We start from the raw sequence: 22,433 nt of genomic DNA on the forward strand, positions 1-22,433 counted from the left end.
ATGGGGGTTCACTTTTTTACAGGTTTTCCGGGTTTTATTTCAAGTCAATTAATACGAGAGCTATTTCGAAAAAAACAAACAGAGGAAGTTATCGCGATTGTTTTAGCTGGTGAATTAGTCAAAGCAAATTTAGAAAGAGAGCATATTTTAGAGATGTTTCCTAACTGTTCTATTCATATAGTAGAGGGAGATATTACATTACCGAATCTTGGTCTAGAAAACAATATTGTGCAGGAAATTGTACCTCGAATAAAGGTGCTTTGGCATTTGGCTGCCATTTATGATTTAGCAGTACCACGTGATCTAGCATGGAAGGTAAATGTGCATGGTACGACTATGGTTAATGATTTTGTGCGAACTTTGCCGAACTTAAGACGCTATATGTATTTTAGTACAGCGTATGTAGCTGGAACGCGTGAGGGAATTTTGTGTGAAAACGAACTAATTCGTCCGCCTGCTTTTAAAAATTATTATGAGGAAACAAAGTATGAAGCTGAGCATCGAGTAGAGGATTTGAAATCAGAAATACCACTGACAATTATTCGACCTGGCATAGTACGTGGCCATTCTAAAACAGGGGAAACGATTAAATTTGATGGGCCTTATTTCTTTTTAAATATGGTGGATAAATTAAAATGCCTTCCTTTTATCCCGTATATTGGCCAATCAACATCAACAATAAATGTGGTGCCAGTGGATTATATTATAAACGCCGCGACTTATCTCGTTAATGAAAAATGCGCTGAAGGGAAAACTTTGCATCTAACGGACCCGAACCCTCACCCTGTGCAAGAGGTGTATCGGACGATGGTAAAATCTATAACTAACCATTATCCTAAAGGGCGAGTACCGTTAATATTAGCGAGAATATCTTTACAAGTGCCATTTATTCGAAAAAAACTAGGGGTCGAGCAAGAAACTTTAGACTACTTAACTTGGAATGCGAAGTTTGATACATCAGAAGCAGTTACTATTTTAAAAAAGGGTGAAATTACATGCCCTGATTTTATACAGACTATGCCTAGCATGATTGATTTCTATTTAGCACATAAAGAAGATAAAAGCTATCAAATTCAGATAAGGTAAATGTAGTCTACTGATAGAGAGTTGATGCAATCGGTTTATGATCCTTCCAGCAAACATCACTACAAGAATGTCGATTGGGGAAATTAGGTTTATTATTGACGAATAAAATCAGAGCCTATTAGGGTAGATAATTTTGCCACTATTATATGATAGTGCTATAATAAGCTTTCAGAAGAAAAAAACCTTCGACGTTTTGTCAAAGGGGAGTAGCTAACAGATACGAGCGATGTATCTGGATCACATTCGTCATTACATGGTTTTTACCATCGGGTGTGATAAGCGAATAACTCTAGCCTAGTGGTATTAGCTACTAGTAAGAGTGGTACTGAGTCAGTATTTATTTGCTTAGCGAGACCTTTGCCTTTTTATAAGGGCAGGGGTCTTTTCTTTTGTGCTCGTATTGAAATGACTATTTTGGGTAAAAGAGCTTTAGAGGAGGCACATGATGGAATCAATTTTATTACAATACGGCTGGGTACTAATTGTACTTATAGTATTAGAAGGGTTATTAGCAGCAGATAATGCAGTTGTCATGGCTGTAATGGTAAAGCATCTCCCCCACGAACAACAAAAAAAAGCATTATTTTATGGATTATTCGGCGCGTTAATTTTCCGATTCTCAGCACTTTTTGTTATTACAGTATTAGTGAACTATTGGCAAATTCAAGCGTTGGGAGCAGCTTATTTATTATTCATGTCTGCCAAAAATATATATGATTTGCGTAATAAAGAGGATTCACAAGAAGAATCTAACGATGAACAGGGGAAAAAGGGTGCTGGTTTTTGGATGACAGTGCTTAAAGTAGAGGCCGCGGATATTGCATTTGCTATTGATTCTATGCTTGCTGCAGTTGCTATTGCAGTATCTTTACCGCAGTTAGGGAACTTTGATATAGGTGGCATCAATGGTGGGCAATTTATGGTCATGTTACTTGGAGGGTTTATCGGAGTAATCATGATGCGATTTGCGGCACAATGGTTTGTGAAAATACTCAATGACTATCCTTCACTTGAAACTGCTGCATTTTTAATTGTAGGATGGGTAGGGGTGAAGCTTGTCGTATTGACTTTATCCCATGAGAAGGTGGGCATTTTACCTGCAGAGTTTCCACATTCAACTGTGTGGGAGTTAACGTTCTGGTTTGTATTAGTGTCTATCGCATTTATAGGTTACTTGGTGGGAGTTCGTCATAAAAATAAAACCCATTAACTAATTTCGGCAAATAATATTCGCTGAATGAGAGGGACTCAAGCTAAAAACTTCGAGGGCATAATTGATGAGGAATAGTCGTATCTATTCCTCTTTCTTTTTTTAAAAATTTTTTCTATACTATAATCTATCGAGTTTGGCATCATATAAGGAAGGGGTTGTCAAAGTGCCCTGGAAAAGATCAAAAAATAGACTTGTTACACCTTTTCAGGTGCTTGTCTCTTATTATTTTATAGCTATAGCGATTTCCTTCCTGTTACTACGGCTACCAGGCGTTCACCAAGAAGGTGTTAAAGTTTCATTATTAGATAGCTTGTTTACGGCAGTCAGTGCAGTTAGTGTAACAGGTTTAACAACATTCAATATATCTGAAAGCTATACAACATTTGGACTCGTGATGGTACTTGTCATTTTACAGCTTGGGGCAATTGGCATTATGTCACTCGGTACCTTTGTGTGGTTACTTGTTGGGAAAAAAATCGGTATGCGTGAGCGTCAATTGATTATGATCGACCATAATCAATACAATTTATCAGGGGTTGTTCAATTAATACGAGAAATATTGAAAATCTTAATGGGTATTGAAGTGATGGGTGCGTTCATTTTAACTTTGCACTTCACGAAATATTTTGATACTTTCAATGAAGCCTTGATTCACGGTGTCTTTGCTTCCATTTCAGCTACTACAAACGGTGGCTTTGATATTACGGGCATGAGTTTACTGCCGTTTCATAACGATTATTTTGTTCAATTGATAACGATGGTGCTAATTGTCCTTGGTGCAATAGGATTCCCAGTATTAATTGAAGTGAAAACCTTTTTACTTAATCGCCATGCAAATTTTCGCTTTAGTTTATTTACAAAAATAACTACCTCCACATATGCCCTTTTATTTGTGGTAGGGGCTCTTGTTATTTTATTGCTTGAATCATTCCATTCCTTTAAGGGAATGTCTTGGCATGAGGCCCTGTTTTCTGCAATGTTCCATTCTGTTTCAACACGATCAGCTGGACTTACGACGTACGATGTAACAACCTTCAGTGAAGCGACAGATATTTTTATGAGCTTTTTAATGTTTATTGGTTCTTCGCCAAGTTCAGTTGGTGGCGGGATACGTACAACAACGTTTGCCATGGCCATTCTATTCTTAATTACCTTTTCACGGGGAAGAGAGGATATTCAAGTATTCGGACGTGAAATACATTTAATTGATGTATTCCGCTCGTTTGTTGTTATCTTATTGGCGTTCTTTATGGTATTAGTTGCGACGATTATTTTACTCATTACTGAACCGCATGCATCACTGATTCAAATAATTTTTGAAATTACATCAGCGTTCGGAACGTGTGGAATGTCTCTAGGCATCACATCCGACTTATCAGTAGTTGGCAAAATTATCATTATGATTTTAATGTTTATTGGTCGTGTCGGTTTAATTTCCTTCCTTTACACTCTAGGTGGTGGAGGTAGAGGCAAAAAATCAAGTTATCACTATCCTAAGGAAAGGGTGATTATTGGCTAAAGTTTAGGGTAATTTCGTCCATAATTCATTTTGAAATTAACGATGTAGGTTTAACATTGTGCCGAGGAATAGTGGATTTGCCTAAAAAATTATTGTTGCCACATAATTGTCGAAAAATTTTAAATTGTTTTTTCCTGGTTCTTACGGATGGTTTTTAGGTAATATTTACAGGAGTTTGGTGTGGATGAGTTGAGAATTTCGTACTAAACTTTTTTAGGATATTTGTAATGCCTTTACTAGCTACTGTTAGCCGTAATAAAGTTACATTTTATTTACAATAAGTTCAATAAAAAAGCAATTGTTTCGTTTAGGTAACAATTAAGTATTCTTTATGAGTGAAAAAACGCTAGTCCTAAAATTTATTAAAGGACTAGCGTTTTTTATTATATAGAGTGGATTGTTGCAAAGTATGGTGCTTGACCGTGACGGAAGTAAGTTAATAGATAGCCATTTTTTTGTACAATTTTGCCTTTTGAGAAATCCTGATAATCTATATGGTGCGGAATAATAAGCGTATGTTTAAACAACTCTTTTTCAGATAGATTGAAGCTGGCGAATGCCTCACCTGCAATTGCAGGGTTTTCACGTAAAGCATTATAGAGTGCTTTTTGTTGCTCCTCTGTAGGGCGCTCTTTCCACCATAATTTACGTGGCTGGAACTGCTGTGCCATTAAATAATCTAGTTGCATTAGGCTTTGAATGATAGTTAAATTAGCACCTTCTACAGTTTCTAAAAACATCAATAAACGGCGGAATAAATCCTCGAGCTGATGACCGATACGAGACCAGCCTTTCGTTTCCCAAAAAGTACCGAAATTTTGGAAGAAATCAAATGGTGTTTCAAACACTTCAGTTACTAAGTATTCAATCGTATGGTCCATACGGTGATCGTTCCAATATTTCTCAAGTACATCCTCTGCATGTTTAATACGTACAATATCATCAAATGTTAAGACATTGTTTGAGAAAATCTCGTAAGGAGATAGGTCCACATACGTATAGCCGAATTTTTCAGCCTCTAGACGAAGGCCTGTACCGCGCAGAAGTTTAAGGAATCCAAGCTGTAATTCTTCTGGTCGCATTGCGAAAACATCATTAAAGGTTTGACGGAAGCTTGCGTAATCTTCCTCTGGTAAGCCAGCAATTAAATCTAAATGCTGATCAATTTTTCCACCTTCTTTAACCATCGTCACTGTACGCGTTAGTTTTTCAAAGTTTTGACGGCGCTTCACAAGAGTATTTGTTAAATCATTCGTTGACTGAACACCAATTTCAAAACGGAAAAGGCCTTTAGGTGCGTTATCATTTAAAAATTGGATAACCTCAGGACGCATAATATCTGCGGTAATTTCAAATTGGAATACGACCCCTGGCTTATGTTCATCGATTAAAAACTGGAACATTTCCATTGCATAGCTGCGGCTTATATTAAAGGTACGGTCAACAAATTTAATAGTACGAGCTCCATTATCCATCAAGAATCGAATATCTTCTTTTATTTTTTCACGGTTGAAATAACGAACACCTACTTCAATAGAAGATAAACAAAATTGACAGCTAAATGGGCAGCCACGACTTGTTTCAATATATTGAATTCGTTTGCCTAGATGGGGGAGGTCTTCCTCAAAACGAAACGGACTTGGCAATTCACGTAAATCAACTTTTGGTGCTTGTGCGTGAATGCGTACTTTGCCATCCTCTAAGTAGGCAATTCCCGGAACATCCTCCAATGAAATTTCATCATGTAAATAGCGTAATAATTGTTTAAATGAAGTTTCTCCTTCACCCATAACAATAAAATCAACCTCTTCAATTCTACGCAACCAATGGTGAGCGTCGTAAGAAACTTCAGGTCCACCGAGCAAAATTTTAACATTTGGACAGACAGTTTTTAACATCTTGATGACGTGAATAGTTTCTTCAATATTCCAAATATAACAACTGAATCCAACGATATCAGGTTTTTTTTGGAATAAATCTGATACAATATTAAAAGCAGGATCTTTAATTGTATACTCTGCAATAATTGGATTAAATTCTGGTAAAGCTGCACCTTTTAAATAACGCAAAGCTAAATTTGTGTGAATGTACTTTGCGTTTAATGTAGTTAAAATAGTATTCATGCAATAATCTTCCTTTCAATTTATAATTGTAACAGTCAAGTTGCTGACATACAATATAATCCTTTTTACCTATTTATTTTGTGAACAGTTCGTGAAATAATTTTAAATACTTGAATTTACTAAATTTTGTAATAATAGAATCGTGCAATCATAAAGTATAGTAAGGGCTCAAAATTCAATTAAGGGGTTTTTTACTCTTTTGAAAGGTTCGGTGAGAAAGTTGAAGCAATATGATATTAATCAATGTTTTGGAAATCTTATGACAAGTACTTCGTCACCAACACTTATTCTTAATAAAGCAGGGAAAATTTTGAACGTGAATGAGGCAGCTATTAAACTTTTTAACCTTAATTCAACGTATATTGGCTATTTAACTATGGACGAGCCGTCTAATTTAAATTGGGCGAAGTTCGTCAAACAATTAGAAAGTGATTTAAGATCTGAAGAGATCTTCAATATTCAAACAGCTAGTAATGAGTTTGAAATGATGTCCTTCAAATGTTTTTATGATCCGAGCACAGAAGAAATAGTTGCACAAATTACAACATTAAATAATGATATAGCTCATGAATTATATGTTAGTCAAAAGCAAGAGAGATCTCAATTTTTCAATGCTTATGATCACTTACCGTACGCTGTTATTATAAGTGACGCTAGCGGGATCATTCTTGGGCTAAATAAGTATGCCGAAATGTATTTGAAAATAGAAAAAGCGCAGCTTCTTCATAAGGCACATCAGCACATCTTTGATACATTTACATTGAAGAAGGGTCAAATTACAGCATACCTTTCTAAACTGATGGGTGAAAAGCATGCAAAGGTTCATGTAATTGATGAGACTCAAGTTATTACCCCTTGCTATTATGAAATCTCAAGTATCTTTGATGAATACAACAATATTATTGTCACAGTCATTAATGATGAAACAGAAAAGAAACAACTTCAACATAAAGTTGAACATCAGCAAGCTTTAAATGTTGTCGGTCAAATGGCCGCAAGTATTGCCCATGAGATTCGCAATCCATTAACTTCTTTAAAGGGCTTTACCGAATTATTAAAGCTAAATGCTGATGAAGAATCGCACATGTATTTATCTGTTATCGATAGTGAACTTCAACGGATGGAACAAATTTTATCCGAGCTTTTAGTATTGTCCAAGCCAACAAGTACGAAAGTGGAATTAATAGAGCTAAACAATATTGTGAAGCAAGTGATTGAGTTTATGCTTCCAGATGCGCTTATGAAAAATATTATGATTCAATACATTTCTCCTTCTACCCAAATATACATTGGTGGTAATGAGAATCGCTTAAAGCAAGTATTCATGAATCTTATTAAAAATGCGATGGAATCCATGAATAATGGTGGAACGATTACAGTAGAAATGAATGCTATTGATTGCTCGATTGTAGAATTACTGATTAAAGACGAAGGTGCTGGTATGGACAGCGCTACCCTTCAAAACTTATTCCAACCTTTTTACACGACGAAATCAACAGGGACAGGACTAGGCCTTGCTTTCGTGAAAAAGGTGATTGAGGAGCATGAAGGTGTAATAGGTGTGAATAGTGAATTACAGAAGGGGACATGCTTCCACTTACAATTCCCAATCTACACATTTAATCAGATGGATAATACAATAGATGTTTCTACGAAAGATTCTGCTTATTTAGTAACATAAGAAGAGTCCGAATGGTAAAATCACCGTGAAAGGCTAAAAATCAAATATTGCTTTTGACAATGCTTTTCTAATATCGCTATAATGGCATGTATAAAACGCGAATTGAGAGGAAAAGGATATGACGTCAGAAGATATAAAGCAATCGTTAAAATTATATATAGTATTATCACGTGCACATAAAGCGATAAATGAGATGACCCATCAATTTTTTCAAGAGAATGGATTAAACCCTACTGAATTTGCTGTATTAGAGCTTCTTTATCATAAAGGAAGACAGCCATTACAGCAAATTGGCAATAAAATTTTGCTAGCTAGTGGGTCTATTACGTATGTTATTGACAAACTTGAAAAAAGAGGGTATCTATTGCGTGTCTCTTGTCCATCAGATCGCCGTGTTACCTATGCAGAAATTACGGACAAAGGTGAAGCATTTATGGGAGAACTATTTCCAAAGCATGAACAGCATTTACATGAATTAATGAGTGCACTATCTGTTGAGGAAAAAGACCAAGCGATCACGTTATTAAAAAAATTAGGACTATCTATTAAAGATTTGTCTTATTAAAAAAAGTTGTCTCAATGAGTTTTGAGGCAACTTTTTTTATGGGAAGGAAAAGGTGAATCTTGGAGGAAAATTACCTTTATCTTTATGGTCCTCCAACATAATCTAGAATGCCCCCTTGAGACATTAGCAGCATAGAGAAGGGCAGGAGCGAGCGTAAAGTATCCTGTCTAGGTAACGCTCTCATGACTGTCCCTAGCAGCTCACATTAAGCTATAAACTCTATTTACAATAAAAAAGACTGTAGAGCAAACGAGTTTGTCTACAGTCTTTTTTGGATTATTATTTTTTAGAAATAGTCGCTGCCATTTTAATCATAGCATCTGATAAATCTAATTCGTCGTTATCGTGGATTGTAAATTTTGTAATTAAACCATCTTTTTCAATCACAATACCGATTACTTTTTCTTTGTCTTCTTCAAAATTCACAACATAACCCTCAATGTTTTTAACATCCTTAAATGCTGCTAAATCCTCAGTAGATAAAGGTGATGGTTCACCAACAGCGTTCATATAATCTGACATAGAAGTTTTAACATCTTCGTAGCTTGCTTGTGATGCGTCAATAGATTCGATACGCATAAATACGTCAGGATTGTCATTAGAAATTAACATATCCTTACCTGGTTCTTCTTGAGAAAGTTTAAATCCAGATAGTTGGTGCATTTTAAAGTCTTGATCAACACTTTTAGATTCTGTTGCTTTTTCAGTTTTTTCTTGACCTTTTTGTTTATAGATAACTTCTTGTTCTTTTTTAGGTGCATTGTCTTTATTATCGTTTTTATTTGTTTCAGATTTTTCAGTAGTTTCATTTGATGTAGGCGTTTCTTGTGATTCATCTACAGTTTTGTCTGTAGAAGCTGGTTGCTGTTGTTCAGTTGGTGTATTTGATGGCTCCTTTTTTTGAGCATCAGAATCCTTTGTTTCGGAAGTATTACATCCTACGACTAAAACAGCTGTTAATAATAATGCAGGTACAGTAAATAATTTTTTTTGCATGAAAAGCCCTCCCTTTCTTAATTAAACGTTAGTAAAGATAAAATGTTTCCTAGTTTTAATGTTATTATGTTAAAGGTAACACTAAAAATAATAGGAGCACAAAAACTACATGGGCTACAATAACAAGTGGCATACTTTTACGCCATTCATATAACAAGCCCCAAATAAGACTGGTTACTAATGCAGCGATCATACCAAGCATAAAGCCGCTTATTGCAATAGCGATTGCGCATAAAATAGCAGTTACAATAACAGCAAAAATCGGACGCATAAAGCGTTTCAGCTGTTGTTGAACATAGCCACGCCAAAAAATCTCTTCACCAATTGCAACAATGAATACGAGTAAAATATAGTGCCAAATATTTTGTGGTCCATAATTTGCTAAAAACTTTTGTACTGATTGTACTGATGAATCATTAATGTATGGTGCAAGCCAATAGCCAAAGCGAATAATACCGTATGTTATTGTACCGTAACCAATACCAAAAAGTAAAAACTTCCAGGTTGGTAACTGATCTTCAATTTTACCAGTCAAAATTGCAATGGCAATACATACAAGTAAAGTAAATGCATATAGGTACCAAAATACAGCTTGATTAGCAAAGGTAAAAGCAAGCATGCCATAAACGAATAATAAAGAAAGGAGCAATATTATTGTTTGTTTCGAATTTGTAAGCATTATTCGACCTCCATGCTTATAATTTTATCAAAAAAAGAGCCCCTTATCATCTATAAAGACAAATAGGGACTATTCAGACTATTGAGCTTCATTCGTATATAAAATTTTGTAACGTTTATGGTTGACGACCGTTTTTTCTTCAATTTCAAGAGAATCGAAATTCTCCATATATGTTAAATCAACGATCACCGAATTTTCATTTACCTTTTCGACTATACCTTGTAAACCATCTTTAAACTCGATAATATTTCCAACTTCAGCTATTTTCACAGACAGTCAGCTCCTTCATCGACTAATAATATACAGTTTGCATGAAAAAATGGAAAACGTAAAGTCCTTTTTGAATAATTCATAATTTAATACACAAAATACTAAAAAGTGAGGAATGGAAAGATGGAAAAATATGAAAATATGCTTAAACAATTACAAAACGGGGAATTGAAAAGTATAGAGATTGAGAAGGAACAATTTTATGAGTTCCGAGAAGTACTTGTAAAACATCCTTTATTTAAACATTTTAGAGGTGAGGCCAAACAAAATGGACGCGTTATCTATACTTACCAAGAAGTTGCAAGAAGCTAATTTGTCGAACATTGTCGTAAGTTAATGCTGTAAGAAATGAAATATAAATGTATAATAATGGTATGATTATTTGTGTGTGGAGGGTTTATGAATGGTCAATCTACTCTTGAAACAAATGGAACAAACTCGTGAGATGATGATTCGCTCAGGTGTAGAGAACGGATTACAAAATGCGAAAACCATTCAACTGAGTCGCAGATTAGATCAGTTAATGAATACTTATTATAGACAGACAGCATTTGAAGAAGAAGAAGATCAAGAAGATTGAAAGAATGTTCCAGTATTCAGAGTGTAAACTTTTTAAATATAAATGTTTAAAAAGTATTTTATGGGGAATAATTATGATGAACACAGCAACATTCTCATTTCCCCCTTTAGAGCAGTGATACCCCATCACTAGCTCTCTTTTTTTTTTATCTGAATTTTTCTAAATGAAGATAAAGCATCGGTATGAATTGTTTACGAAGCGACAGCAACAGCAAACAACAACAACGATTACACCGAGGCGAATTTGATTTTACTCGTATATATGCAGTACATAAGGATTTTAGAACGAATAAAAAAGAGTAGTTTGAATTATCTCACTTATTCAATTAAACTGAAAGATGGAAATAAGTGCGAATGATTGATCGAAAGCCTTACTAACAAAGGAGTATGTACATATGAGAAAAGAGGGTATTGCATTTATTGGCACAGGCGTTATGGGTGCTAGTATTATCAAGCATTTATTAAAGAATGGTCATGAGGTTACTGTTTATACACGCACAAAGGAGAAAGCGGAGCCACTTATCGCGTTAGGTGCAAATTGGGCAAGTACACCAGCAGAAGCATTTAAAAATAAGGAAATTGCCTTTACAATGGTTGGATATCCTGCAGATGTAGAGGAAGTTTATTTTGGAGATAATGGCTTATTTCAAACAGCTGAATCAGGCAATATCGTTATTGATATGACCACTTCCGAGCCAACATTGGCAAAGAAAATTTTTGAGCATGCCCAAACGTTTGGAGTAGAGGCGCTAGATGCTCCTGTTTCTGGAGGAGATATCGGTGCTCAAAATGGGACATTGTCAATTATGGTTGGGGGTAGCCAAGCTACATTCCATAAAGTTTCATCAATCATGAAACATTTTGGTGAAAATATTGTTTATCAAGGTGAAGCTGGTGCAGGACAGCATGCTAAAATGTGTAATCAGATAGTTATTGCTTCTGGAATGATTGGTGTGTGTGAGTCACTTGCTTACGGTTTAAAGGCTGGACTTGATTTACCAACAGTATTGCAATCCATTTCGTCTGGTGCAGCAGGCTCTTGGTCGTTAAGTAATTTAGCACCCCGTATGATTAATGAAGATTATGCACCAGGTTTTTATATAAAGCATTTTGTTAAGGATATGAAAATTGCATTAGACGAATCAAAAAAAATGGGGATTACATTACCAGGTCTAGCACTTGCTTATGATATGTATGAAAAATTAATCGAAGAGGGATATGGTGAAAACGGTACACAGGCACTTTTAAAGGCTTATTAAAATAATTTTTTAGAAAACTGAAGAATACTAAATTTTAGGAAGCCCGAAGTATCAATCTTAGATGGATACTTTGGGCTTTCTAAATTTCTTTATTTAGAAGACTCCCGCCTTGTTGTGAGATGAATGCGGAAGGCTCAATTCAAATCCGTAACACACAGAAAATAACGAAGGGAGCATTACTCTTTATTAAAAAGTTTTGCGTCTAAAGAAAAACTAGATGCCCCTGCAAGTGCAAAGTATAAAGCAATCGCAGCTAAAGCTAAATCAAATTCATATCCAGCTAAGCCGTTTTCACCGATAAAGCCAATGCTAAGTTTCGCTGTAAAAATGGCAACAATCATTGTCACTGTTAATAAAGCGCCAAAAAGTCTTGTGCCTAACCCTAGAATAATTGCTACACCACCGACTAGTTCTATAATGGCAACAATATAAGCCATAAAGCCTGGAATACCAATGGCATCAAAATAATCAGCCGTGAAGCCTATACCACCTTGAAATTTTTGAAATCCGTGGGCTGCAAAAATAAAGCCGAGCACCACACGTAAAATAGTTGAACCGATATTTTGCATAGTTAAATTAACTCCTTTTGTTTTTGGACTTACATTTCGTAACTTAGTTTATTTTTAAAAATAACTTTTGTCAAGTAACTAAATTTTATTTTTGAAACTGATTCTCGAAAAAGTGGTATACTCTTATATAAGAACGAAGTACTTAGGAGGGTAGGAAATTGGATCAAAAAAAAATTTGTCCACGATTTGAAAAAGCACTAAAAATCTTAAATCATAGCTGGAACACCTTGCTGATTTATCAGTTATTAGAAGGTCCCCAACGATACTCAACAATTAAAAATCAGGTGGGTATTAGTAGTCGTGTGTTAACGGAAAGATTAAAAGAATTAGAGATTGAGAACATTGTGAAACGCACAGTTATTCCATCAACACCAGTCGTGATTGAATACGAGCTAACAGAAAAAGGGCATGCACTTGCTCCAATTCTAAAAGCAATTGAACAATGGTCTTCTATGTGGGTGAATGTAGAAGAATAAACAAAGGATATCCAAGCGAGGGGGCTTGGATATTTTTTGTAGAGAGTTGAAAAAATGGTCAAGCAAATTGAGTGTGAATTTCGTTAAGAAAATCACACTTCTGCACAACGAGGGGTTGATTTCCGTTCCGGCTGGGCGCTTTGTTGCTGTCGCTTCGCTTTCGCACAGATAAAACATTTGCCGCTGACGCTTCGCTTTCGCGCAGAGCAGAGCTTCCTGGGGGCGTCCGATGAGCCGCTTCACTCGCGATGCTCGCTCCAGGGTCTCATCTGTGACGCTGATCCCCAAGGAGTCGCCCAGCCTCCACTCCAATCAACTACTTCACATAGGTTGTATCATTTAGTATGAACTCTAATTAATAATGTTAAGAAAACTTCAGCAATGTTTTTATGTGTGAAAGCGGAGCGGCAGCAACAAGATATCGAAAATGCAGTGCTACCTTAGCGATATCAGCTACAAAGAAGTATTTGGCTCGATTCTTCCTACAGAAAAGGGATATTTTGGACAATAGTTTTTCAATAACATAAGAATATCCAAGCGAGGGGGCTTGGATATTTTTTTATTATGGTAAATGAAACTGAATGTATGTTGTAAATAGTGTTAATTTTCTTCAAATAAAAGGTATTTTTTATTACATGGGGGAATTTATTTAATAGTATAGAGAATGGGAGGTGGGTTTTATGAAGCGGAATTCAACAGTAGATGTGCAGCATCGGAGTCAGTTAGCTCTTTATTTATCGTTGCCAATTTTGTCGTGGGCATTTTATGATTTTGCGAATACAATATTTTCTTCAAATATTAATACGATATTTTTCCCGTTTTATATGGATGAGGTTTTAGGGACGAATGAGGTGATGCAGCAGGTAGCAAGCACGTTTATTTCTTATGCGAATGCCATCGCTAGCTTTTTCCTTGTCATTTTTTCACCACTTTTTGGTGTATGGCTTGATAATACGGGCTATAAAAAGAGGTTTATAGTGTGGTTTGCAACAATCTCCATCTTCTTCACCTTTATGATGGGTGTTTTTGCGAATCTACAGACGTCAACAAATTATTCGGGTGTGCCGCTTAGCTTATTTTTAGTTGTAGCTAGTTTTATCATTGCGAAATTTTTCTTTAACTCAAGTCTAGTATTCTACGATTCAATGATGAGTGATTTAGGGACAAAAGAGGAAATGCCTCTTATTTCTGGCTATGGGGTGGCGATTGGTTATCTGGGAACAATTTTTGGACTACTTGTTTATTTGTATGTAGGAAACAGTGATTTCCATCGAGCATTTATTCCAACGGCAATTTTATATTTATTATTTTCTTTGCCATTATTTTTTATTAATAAAGATACACCGATTCCAACGTCCCAGCGAAAGCCTATTAAATTTCTAGATGGCTACAAAGAAATTGTTCAAACCTTTAAGGACATGAAGCAATACAAGGCTATTTTTACGTTTATGATTGCTTATTTCTTTTTAAATGATGCAATTGCAACAACCATTGCCATGATGGCTGTATATGCAACAACGATTGTTGGCTTTACATCGGGTCAATTTATCGTGCTTTATTTAGTGTCCACTGTTTCAACGATTATCGGTTCTTTTACATTTGGTTATATTACAAAAGCGATTGGAGCCAAGCGTGCGATTACATTGGTGGCGTTATTAATGGTTATTGCTTTAGCATTTGCTGTCTTCTCTACAGAGCAATGGATGTTTTGGATTGCAGGTAGTATGTTTGGCGTATCACTGGGATCCATGTGGGTAACATCTAGAACGTACATCATTGAATTGTCTCCAGAAGAAAAACGAGGTCAATTTTTTGGCTTATTTGCATTTTCGGGAAAAGTATCTTCAATTATTGGGCCAGCAATCTATGGAACGGTTACATTATGGATGAAGGATTACGGAACGCTAGCAAGTCGAGTTGCTTTATCGACATTAATTGTGATGACGATAATAGGCCTATTAGTGCATTTGAAAGTTAATGGCTCAAAAGTTGCAGATGATAATTGTTAAGATGCTCGTCACCTCAATAAGTTTTGTGCGTGAATGCTAGGCGACTTCTTGGGTGGAGCGAGCAGGCAGAAGAAAGCATCACGTGCTGTGATAGCGCCTTCGTGACCAGCATTCATTCGATCCAAGTAGCTCTTCGGACGCCTCAAAGAAAGCTCTAAGTTGGAAACGGAAATCAATCCCGCGTTAGGATGATTAGCGATGTCAATGATAAAATTGGAAAAAAGCAAGTAGGAGAAATGTATTGCCTATGATACAATTGAATTATAAATAGAAGTTTAAAAGAAAGGAGCGGGGTTGCTTTGGAACATAAAGGTATATTATTAGAAAGTGGCACAAATGAGCTAGAAATTGTTGAATTTGAAGTAGCGAACAATAAATTTGGTATTAACGTTATTAAAGTAAAAGAAATTATTCAACCGATTCCAGTAACATTTATTCCACACGCGCACCCGCATGTAGAAGGGATTATTCAATTACGAGGTGAGGTTTTACCAGTAGTTGATATGCTTCGAGTATTAGGTATTCAAAATGTAGAGCGTAGTCCTCAGCAAAAATATATTGTAGCTGAGTTTAATAAGCAGCGCGTAGTATTCCATGTTGATAATGTAACGCAGATTCACCGTATTTCATGGAATCAAATCGAGAAACCTTCTGATATGTATCAGGGAGGAACTTCACAAGTAATTGGTGTTATTAAGCAAAATGAAGAGATGATTTTATTGCTTGATTTCGAAAGAATTATGGTAGATATAAATCCAGATTCAGGTATTAGTGTAGAATCTGTTAAAAAGCTCGGTAAACGTGAACGCTCTGAAAAACGCGTGTTAATTGCTGAAGATTCACCATTACTACGAAAGCTCTTATTCGATACGATGAATGAAGCGGGTTATGAGAATGTTGAATTCTTTGAAAACGGCCGTGATGCTTATGAATACCTCGAATCCATTGTTAAAAGTGGTAGCGATGTATCCGAGCATATTCAATTAGTTGTGACGGACATCGAAATGCCACAAATGGATGGGCATCATTTAACGCGTAAAATAAAGGAGCATCCAGACCTCCAAAAGCTTCCTGTCATTATTTTCTCAAGCTTAATTACAGATGACCTTCGCCATAAAGGTGACCAAGTAGGTGCAGAGGATCAAATAAGTAAGCCAGAAATTGCGGAGCTTATTTTACGAATAGACCAACTTATCTTATAAAATGAAGAGGTTGAACAAGGTACTTCACAATATTAATAATGGGTATCCTGAAAGTATATTAATAATTTTAAGAAAGTCGGATGCCGCTTGTAGGCTTCGGCTTTTTTGTATAGATAAATGCTACTAGGAACAACATATGAAGAGTCTTTGTTTGGGTATTGATACAGCCTACCCTAAAAACAGGCAAGTTTAGAGCCAGTGGGTTTTGTACCTACAAACCGATCAGTAGAACAGCAAATAGTATATATGTACGCGCTAAGGAAGTGATTATATGAATGAATTAAAAACGGCTATCATCGACATTGGCTCAAATACCATTCGATTAGTATTGTATCAATACGATAAAGAAGAGGGACTTCGTGAGATTGGGAATATTAAAACGGTTGCACGTTTACGTACATATTTACAGCCCTCTGGTGAAATGTCTGAAGAAGGTATAAAAGTATTAACTGAAACATTATTGACTTTTAAAGCAATTCTTGATGATTTTGAAGTGACTGATGTTAAAGCTGCTGCAACAGCTGCAATACGTCAGGCAACAAATAGAGATAAAATTATAGCCTTAATGAAAGAACGGACAGGTATTCAATTAGAGCTTTTATCTGAAGAAGAAGAGGCCTATTACGGCTTTGTTGCTGTAACGCATTCAATAGCTACGAAGTCCGCTGTAACAATCGATATCGGTGGCGGTAGTACTGAAATAACGCTTTTTGAAAATAAAGAACTTCAGAAATCCTATAGTTTTCCTTTTGGCACAGTTTCTTTAAAGCAACGTTTTGTAAAGGGCGAGATTATGAATGGTAGTGAAAAAAAGGAACTCATTGCATTTGTTAAAGAACAGTTTAAATCACTTCCATGGATACAGGGTATCGGTTTACCGATTATCGCGATTGGTGGTAGTGCCCGAAATATTGCCCAAATTCATCAGCAAAAACATGTCTATCCAATCGCAAGTGTACATGGCTACGAAATGACTAAGGAAAATTTAGTGGAGCTTAGTGCATTTTTAGGTAATTTAAGCTTTAATGATTTGAAACAGTTAGATGGGCTCTCAGCAGATCGTGCGGACATCATCGTCCCTGCACTAGAAGTATTCAATGTGTTAATGGAGGTTGTCGGTAGTAATTTGTTTCAGATCACGAAGAAGGGTTTGCGAGAAGGACTCATTATACAGCGTATTTTGCAAACAGATAAAACGGCGTTTGATAAAGACAATGTGTTTGAGGTGAATGCCAAAAGATTGGCTCTTCAGTATGGTCGAACTGAAAAAGAAATGGACTATTTGATGGATCTAACGAATCAATTGTACCGCGAATGTTGTCATTCTGGTTATTTACAGCATAATCCAAAAGATTGGGAATTATTGGAGAGAGGAGCGAAGGTTTTTAATATAGGGGAATATATTGAGCTAAGTTCAGCGAGCCAACATACCTTTTATTTAATTGCGAACCAATCGATCGATGGGTTAAATCATAAGGAGCGTGTGAAATTAGCACTTTTAGCATCGTATAAAAATAAAGATTATTATCAGCGATTCGCTGCTCCGTTTACAGAATGGTTGAGTCGTGAGGAGTATCGTAAAATACGAGAATTTGGCGCCTTTTTAAAATTTGTCTATGCGTTAAATGTATCTAAAAGAAAGATTGTACGTGCCATTAAGATGCAAACGAAAGAGGACTACGTTCAGCTTAACATCTATGTAAAACACAATGCGGCTGCTGAAAAATATCAAGCAAACCGACATAAAAAACATCTAGAACGTGCACTAAAAATACCTATAAAAATAAACTTTATTGAGGAAGGGTTGAATGACTATGACAACTGAACTTACGAATAATCAGTTAATGGAAGAGGATTTAACAGAAAAGCATGGTCGATTATTAGAGGAGATCGCTAAGCCGCAATACTATAATAATCGTGAATTAAGTTGGTTAGCCTTCAATGAACGAGTTTTAGAGGAGGCAGAGGATGTCAATAATCCTCTGCTAGAACGATTGAAATTTTTAGCAATATTTAGTTCGAATTTAGATGAATTTTTTATGGTGCGTGTTGCGGGTCTACAAGATCAAGTACGTGCAGGTTTCCATAAGCCTGAAAATAAGTCGGGCTTAACACCAAAAGAGCAATTAGCCAAAATTGCTGAGCGAACTCAGGCATTAGTGCGCCGACAAACAGAAGTTTACAGACATTTAATATATGATCTGTTACCACAACATAATGTACATATCGCAGACATGAAAGACTTGAATAGTACACAGAAGGCATTCGTCAATGAAATGTTTGCAGAAACTATCTTCCCTGTTTTAACACCTGTAGCTGTCGATGCGTATCGTCCTTTCCCAACTTTGCTTGGTAAGACATTAAATTTACTTGTTTTATTAGAGCATGATGAAGCAGACTTAGAGAATCGTGAAAAAGTTGCGATTGTACAAGTTCCATCTGTCTTAGATCGTTATATTAAAGTACCATCAGCAGCCGGAGAGACAGTTATTGTTTTATTAGAAGACGTGATTGTAGCACATATCGAAAAGCTCTTTTATGGTTACAGTGTCAAATCAGCGCAGGCTTTCCGTTTGACACGTAATGCTGATTTAACGATTCATGAGGAAGGTGCAAGAGATTTACTTGTAGAAATCGAAAAAGAGCTGAAAAAACGTAAATGGGGTGTAGGCAGTCGACTAGAAGTTCGTGAGGGTGAGATGAGCGAGGAAGTTCTTACATACTTACTAGATGAATTTGAAATTGAAGAAACAGATGTCTTTCATATAGATGGACCTCTAGATTTAACTTTTATGTTCTCGTTTGTAAAAGGCATATCTGTTGGTCGAGAACATTTAGAATATGAAAGCTTTATTCCCCAGCCGCCGTTAGATTTACAATCGGATGAAAATATTTTTGAAAAAGCGCTACAACAAGATATTTTTTTCCATCACCCATATGAGTCGTTTGCACCTATCGTAGACTTTATCTCAGAAGCGGCAGTCAATCCGAACGTTTTAGCGATCAAACAAACATTATATCGTGTTAGCGGTAATTCACCTATTATTCAAGCATTAAAGTTTGCAGCGGAAAATGGTAAACAGGTAACCGTTTTAGTTGAGCTGAAAGCACGTTTTGATGAAGAAAATAATGTTCATTGGGCAAAACAACTTGAGCAAGCTGGTTGCCTCGTTATTTACGGGATGAATAATTTAAAAACACACTCAAAAATAACGCTTGTTGTAAGCCGACGAAATGGCAAAATTGAGCGCTTTGTTCATCTTGGAACTGGAAATTATAATGATGCGACTGCAAAAATTTATACAGACATGGGTATAATAACTACTGATAAAGAATTTGGTATTGATGCTACTAACTTCTTTAATTATTTAAGCGGTTATACAGAAAAGCCAACTTTTAATCATTTAGTCGTTGCGCCATTTGATATTCGAGATGAATTTATTAGGTTAATGGATGAGGAAATTGCTTGCCATAAGAAGCATGGCAATGGTTTTATTCGAGCTAAAATGAATTCACTGACGGACAAAGACTTAATGATGAAGCTATATGAGGCGTCTATTGCAGGTGTGAAAGTAGAACTTATCATTCGTGGTATTTGTTGTATTAGACCAGGTATCCCTGGAATTAGTGAAAACATAACTGTAACGAGTATTGTTGGTCGTTTCCTTGAGCATTCTCGTATTTATTGGTTCCATCATAATGGTGAAAATAAGGTCTACTTATCTTCTGCAGATATGATGACTCGTAATATGATTAAACGTGTAGAAATTTTATTTCCTGTATATGCAAGCGAAGCAAAAGCTCGTATTATTAACATCATGAATACACAACTTGAGGATAAGGCAAAAGCTCGTATTCAAGATTCCAATGGAAAATATCATTACAAAGAGTTTGATCGTAGTGAAGATCCAATTAATAGTCAGGAAATTTTCCTGAAAGATGCACTAAAACCTACGCTAGACGAAGAATAAAGCAAACACGCTACTTAGTGAGGGATATAATGGAAAAATATAAAGAAAGTGTAGCGCAATTTGCAGACTATCATCAATTCATGCAACTTAATCCGTTTGATGCAGTCGTATGTTTGAGAAAAGATGATACAAAAACGTCGTTTGAAGTCGTTAATTTTAACGAAAAGCTACCGTCATTTATTAAGCTACAAGATGTGAAAGCCACCAACGCAGAACAATTTTTTACGGAGCAATGCTGGCTGCAATTATCGAATATAGTACAACAAGAATTAAATACAGACCTTGAACTAAAGGAATATACGGGCCACAAAGTAAAAACATTTGTAGTTCGTGTACAGCCCTTAGAAAAATCAGTTGTAGCAATTATCCTACGTGAGAAACAGAATGAAGTAGAACCACATTTGCAATTTGTGGAACAGCACGTAAGTCCGGTATTAACAACTGATTTACAAGGTCGAATTATTCACCAAAACGTTGTTGCCACTTCTCTATTGTCAAAAGAACATCAAAGCTTGATAGGGCAAAATATTTTTTCATTATTAGAGAGTAAGTATATCAACGAATTTAAATTATTATTTGCCAAAACTATTGAGGGCTCGGCATTTAGTATGCCCCAATGTATGTTTAAGCGCCAATTGCTTAGTAAAGAGCCTTTCTATTTAAGAACGCATCCAACGTACTTTCAAGGTGAAATTATAGGTGTACACTTATTTGTGAAAGATGCCACTTCATTTATAAATGATCATGAAGCCTTTTATTACCAAGCATTAATAGATGAATTAACAGGCATTTGGAATCGCAAGGCTTTTAAGGAGCATTGGCTTCAGCATTTAAATGATAAAAAGCGTAATAAGCAAGCAGCTATTATTTTGGTGGATATTGATCGCTTTAAAAAGTTTAATGAATCCCTTGGTGAAAGCAAGGGTGATGAACTTATGCGAATGTTTAGTCATAGGCTTCGCGAGCTCTGTTCCTCCAAATGCTCGCTTTATCGTTTTAATAGCGATGAATTTATATTTGTTCTAAAAGATGCCACTGTCAACAAAATTGAACATTCGGCCAATGCGATTTTAGACGCCTTAAAACAGCCATTCATGATAGATGGGCAAGAATATTTTATTAGCGTTTCTATTGGTATCTCACTTAGTCCTGCAGATGGCAAGGATTTAGAAACCCTGATACGGAAAGCAGATAAAGCCTTATTTTCTGTAAAAGAACATGGGCGCTCACACTTCCGTTATTATCGTGAAGATATGACAACAATTTTTCCAAATGAGGCGCTGATGGAAGCCCATTTACGTCGTGCTATCGAATTTAATGAGCTAAGTATTCATTTGCAGCCACAAATGGATTTAACGAATAACAGCATCAATAGCTTTGAGGCGTTATTACGATGGAATAATCGGAAATTTGGCTTTGTGTCTCCTGCGCAGTTTATACCGATTGCAGAGGCATCTGGCTTGATCATTGAAATCGGCGATTGGATCATTGACGAAGTATGTCGCTATCAAAAAGAGTGGCAGATGAAAGGCTATCGACCAGTACGTATTGCCATCAATATTTCACCAAAACAATTTAGAAAAGAAAACTTTGCTCGGAAAATAAAAGCAGCATTGAAAAAGTATAATGTGCAACCTGAATTATTAGAGGTGGAAATTACCGAAAGCTCCATGACCAATGTCCATGAAACATTTTCAATTTTAACTGAATTGAAGCAACTCGGTGTTTATGTTTCAGTGGATGATTTTGGAACCGGTTATTCATCTCTAAGCTATTTAAAGCGTTATCCAATAGACATTATCAAAATTGATCAATCGTTTATAGCTGACATTACAAAAGATGATAAAAATGAAGCCATTATTAAGGCCATTATTTCGATGTCCCATAATTTGGGATTAGAAGTCATAGCTGAGGGGATCGAAGAACCATCACAGGTTGATTTTCTAAAACGTCATCGATGCCAAAAAGGTCAAGGCTTTTTATATAACAAGCCATTACCAGTAGAAGCCATTGTTAATAAATATTTTGTTAGCTAATGAAAACTAATAAGTAGCACTTCATCATAAATTGGATGAAGTGCTATTTTTTTAGCGCTTGCGAAGGAAGGATATTTAAGCGCAACGAAGGGACAACCTGATTAAGAAAGGACATAACCAGATCACGGGCAAGCGGATCAAAAAAGGAGTACACCCGAGCGAATGCAGCTCCCAACTGAGCAAACCCTTCTAAAATTAGT

The 22,433-nt window shown here is 36.0% G+C and carries 19 protein-coding genes; 14 read left to right on the forward strand and 5 right to left on the reverse strand.

Features of this window, described 5'->3' with window-relative positions; all coding sequences use genetic code 11:
- From MWJ95_RS06335 to MWJ95_RS06345, 3 genes are all read left to right on the forward strand, one after another.
- A complete protein-coding gene (locus tag MWJ95_RS06335) occupies window positions 1-1,086 on the forward strand; it encodes an SDR family oxidoreductase (RefSeq protein WP_249073355.1) in 1,086 nt (361 codons plus the stop codon).
- 445 nt (window positions 1,087-1,531) lie between these two features.
- Entirely contained in the window at window positions 1,532-2,296 is a 765-nt protein-coding gene (locus MWJ95_RS06340; protein WP_249104931.1) for a TerC family protein, read from the forward strand.
- Between the two features lie 166 nt (window positions 2,297-2,462).
- Entirely contained in the window at window positions 2,463-3,818 is a 1,356-nt protein-coding gene (locus MWJ95_RS06345) for a TrkH family potassium uptake protein (RefSeq protein WP_249073353.1), read from the forward strand.
- 383 nt (window positions 3,819-4,201) lie between these two features.
- On the opposite strand, the gene MWJ95_RS06350 is transcribed toward MWJ95_RS06345, so the two are convergent.
- On the reverse strand, window positions 4,202-5,941 hold the full coding sequence (locus tag MWJ95_RS06350) for a B12-binding domain-containing radical SAM protein (protein ID WP_249073352.1): 1,740 nt from the start codon (window positions 5,939-5,941) through the stop codon (window positions 4,202-4,204).
- Between the two features lie 199 nt (window positions 5,942-6,140).
- Between MWJ95_RS06350 and MWJ95_RS06355 the strand changes: the two genes are divergently transcribed.
- Entirely contained in the window at window positions 6,141-7,622 is a 1,482-nt protein-coding gene (locus MWJ95_RS06355; protein WP_249104807.1) for a PAS domain-containing sensor histidine kinase, read from the forward strand.
- 118 nt (window positions 7,623-7,740) lie between these two features.
- Entirely contained in the window at window positions 7,741-8,187 is a 447-nt protein-coding gene (locus MWJ95_RS06360) for a MarR family winged helix-turn-helix transcriptional regulator (protein ID WP_249073350.1), read from the forward strand.
- 279 nt (window positions 8,188-8,466) lie between these two features.
- Here MWJ95_RS06360 and MWJ95_RS06365 read toward each other — a convergent pair whose 3' ends face one another.
- The 3 genes from MWJ95_RS06365 to MWJ95_RS06375 all read right to left on the reverse strand — a co-directional run bounded on the left by MWJ95_RS06365 (window position 8,467) and on the right by MWJ95_RS06375 (window position 10,132).
- Window positions 8,467-9,183, reverse strand: a complete 717-nt coding sequence (locus MWJ95_RS06365) for a hypothetical protein (RefSeq protein ID WP_249073349.1) — start codon at window positions 9,181-9,183, stop codon at window positions 8,467-8,469.
- Between the two features lie 64 nt (window positions 9,184-9,247).
- Window positions 9,248-9,862, reverse strand: coding sequence for a CPBP family intramembrane glutamic endopeptidase (locus MWJ95_RS06370; RefSeq protein ID WP_249073348.1), 615 nt, complete (start codon window positions 9,860-9,862; stop codon window positions 9,248-9,250).
- A 78-nt stretch (window positions 9,863-9,940) separates the two neighbouring features.
- Window positions 9,941-10,132, reverse strand: coding sequence for a YkvS family protein (locus tag MWJ95_RS06375; protein WP_053594765.1), 192 nt, complete (start codon window positions 10,130-10,132; stop codon window positions 9,941-9,943).
- A 123-nt stretch (window positions 10,133-10,255) separates the two neighbouring features.
- Between MWJ95_RS06375 and MWJ95_RS06380 the strand changes: the two genes are divergently transcribed.
- From MWJ95_RS06380 to MWJ95_RS06390, 3 genes are all read left to right on the forward strand, one after another.
- Window positions 10,256-10,444: a hypothetical protein gene (locus MWJ95_RS06380; protein ID WP_100544207.1), complete on the forward strand. Its 189-nt coding sequence runs from the start codon at window positions 10,256-10,258 to the stop codon at window positions 10,442-10,444.
- Between the two features lie 91 nt (window positions 10,445-10,535).
- On the forward strand, window positions 10,536-10,712 hold the full coding sequence (locus MWJ95_RS06385; RefSeq protein WP_132357797.1) for an aspartyl-phosphate phosphatase Spo0E family protein: 177 nt from the start codon (window positions 10,536-10,538) through the stop codon (window positions 10,710-10,712).
- A 394-nt stretch (window positions 10,713-11,106) separates the two neighbouring features.
- On the forward strand, window positions 11,107-11,970 hold the full coding sequence (locus MWJ95_RS06390; RefSeq protein ID WP_249073347.1) for an NAD(P)-dependent oxidoreductase: 864 nt from the start codon (window positions 11,107-11,109) through the stop codon (window positions 11,968-11,970).
- A gap of 176 nt (window positions 11,971-12,146) precedes the next feature.
- On the opposite strand, the gene MWJ95_RS06395 is transcribed toward MWJ95_RS06390, so the two are convergent.
- Window positions 12,147-12,539 carry a DoxX family protein gene (locus MWJ95_RS06395; RefSeq protein WP_249073346.1) on the reverse strand — a complete coding sequence of 131 codons (393 nt, stop codon included), beginning with the start codon at window positions 12,537-12,539 and terminating at the stop codon, window positions 12,147-12,149.
- A gap of 158 nt (window positions 12,540-12,697) precedes the next feature.
- Between MWJ95_RS06395 and MWJ95_RS06400 the strand changes: the two genes are divergently transcribed.
- The 6 genes from MWJ95_RS06400 (at window position 12,698) to MWJ95_RS06425 (ending at window position 22,233) form a co-directional block, all read left to right on the forward strand.
- Entirely contained in the window at window positions 12,698-13,015 is a 318-nt protein-coding gene (locus tag MWJ95_RS06400) for a winged helix-turn-helix transcriptional regulator (RefSeq protein ID WP_249073345.1), read from the forward strand.
- A 680-nt stretch (window positions 13,016-13,695) separates the two neighbouring features.
- The gene (locus tag MWJ95_RS06405; protein WP_249073344.1) at window positions 13,696-15,024 is read left to right on the forward strand and encodes an MFS transporter; all 1,329 of its coding nucleotides are present in this window, start codon (window positions 13,696-13,698) and stop codon (window positions 15,022-15,024) included.
- A 299-nt stretch (window positions 15,025-15,323) separates the two neighbouring features.
- The gene (locus MWJ95_RS06410) at window positions 15,324-16,226 is read left to right on the forward strand and encodes a chemotaxis protein (protein ID WP_249073343.1); all 903 of its coding nucleotides are present in this window, start codon (window positions 15,324-15,326) and stop codon (window positions 16,224-16,226) included.
- A gap of 271 nt (window positions 16,227-16,497) precedes the next feature.
- A complete protein-coding gene (locus MWJ95_RS06415) occupies window positions 16,498-18,051 on the forward strand; it encodes a Ppx/GppA family phosphatase (protein ID WP_249073342.1) in 1,554 nt (517 codons plus the stop codon).
- Window positions 18,041-20,197 carry an RNA degradosome polyphosphate kinase gene (locus tag MWJ95_RS06420; protein WP_283164641.1) on the forward strand — a complete coding sequence of 719 codons (2,157 nt, stop codon included), beginning with the start codon at window positions 18,041-18,043 and terminating at the stop codon, window positions 20,195-20,197. Before MWJ95_RS06415 ends, MWJ95_RS06420 begins: the two co-directional genes overlap by 11 nt.
- A gap of 29 nt (window positions 20,198-20,226) precedes the next feature.
- Window positions 20,227-22,233: an EAL domain-containing protein gene (locus MWJ95_RS06425; RefSeq protein WP_249073341.1), complete on the forward strand. Its 2,007-nt coding sequence runs from the start codon at window positions 20,227-20,229 to the stop codon at window positions 22,231-22,233.
- Window positions 22,234-22,433 lie beyond the last annotated feature (200 nt).

Origin of the sequence: Lysinibacillus sp. Bpr_S20 (genome assembly GCF_023337835.1) — a bacterium.
Taxonomy (GTDB): domain Bacteria; phylum Bacillota; class Bacilli; order Bacillales_A; family Planococcaceae; genus Lysinibacillus.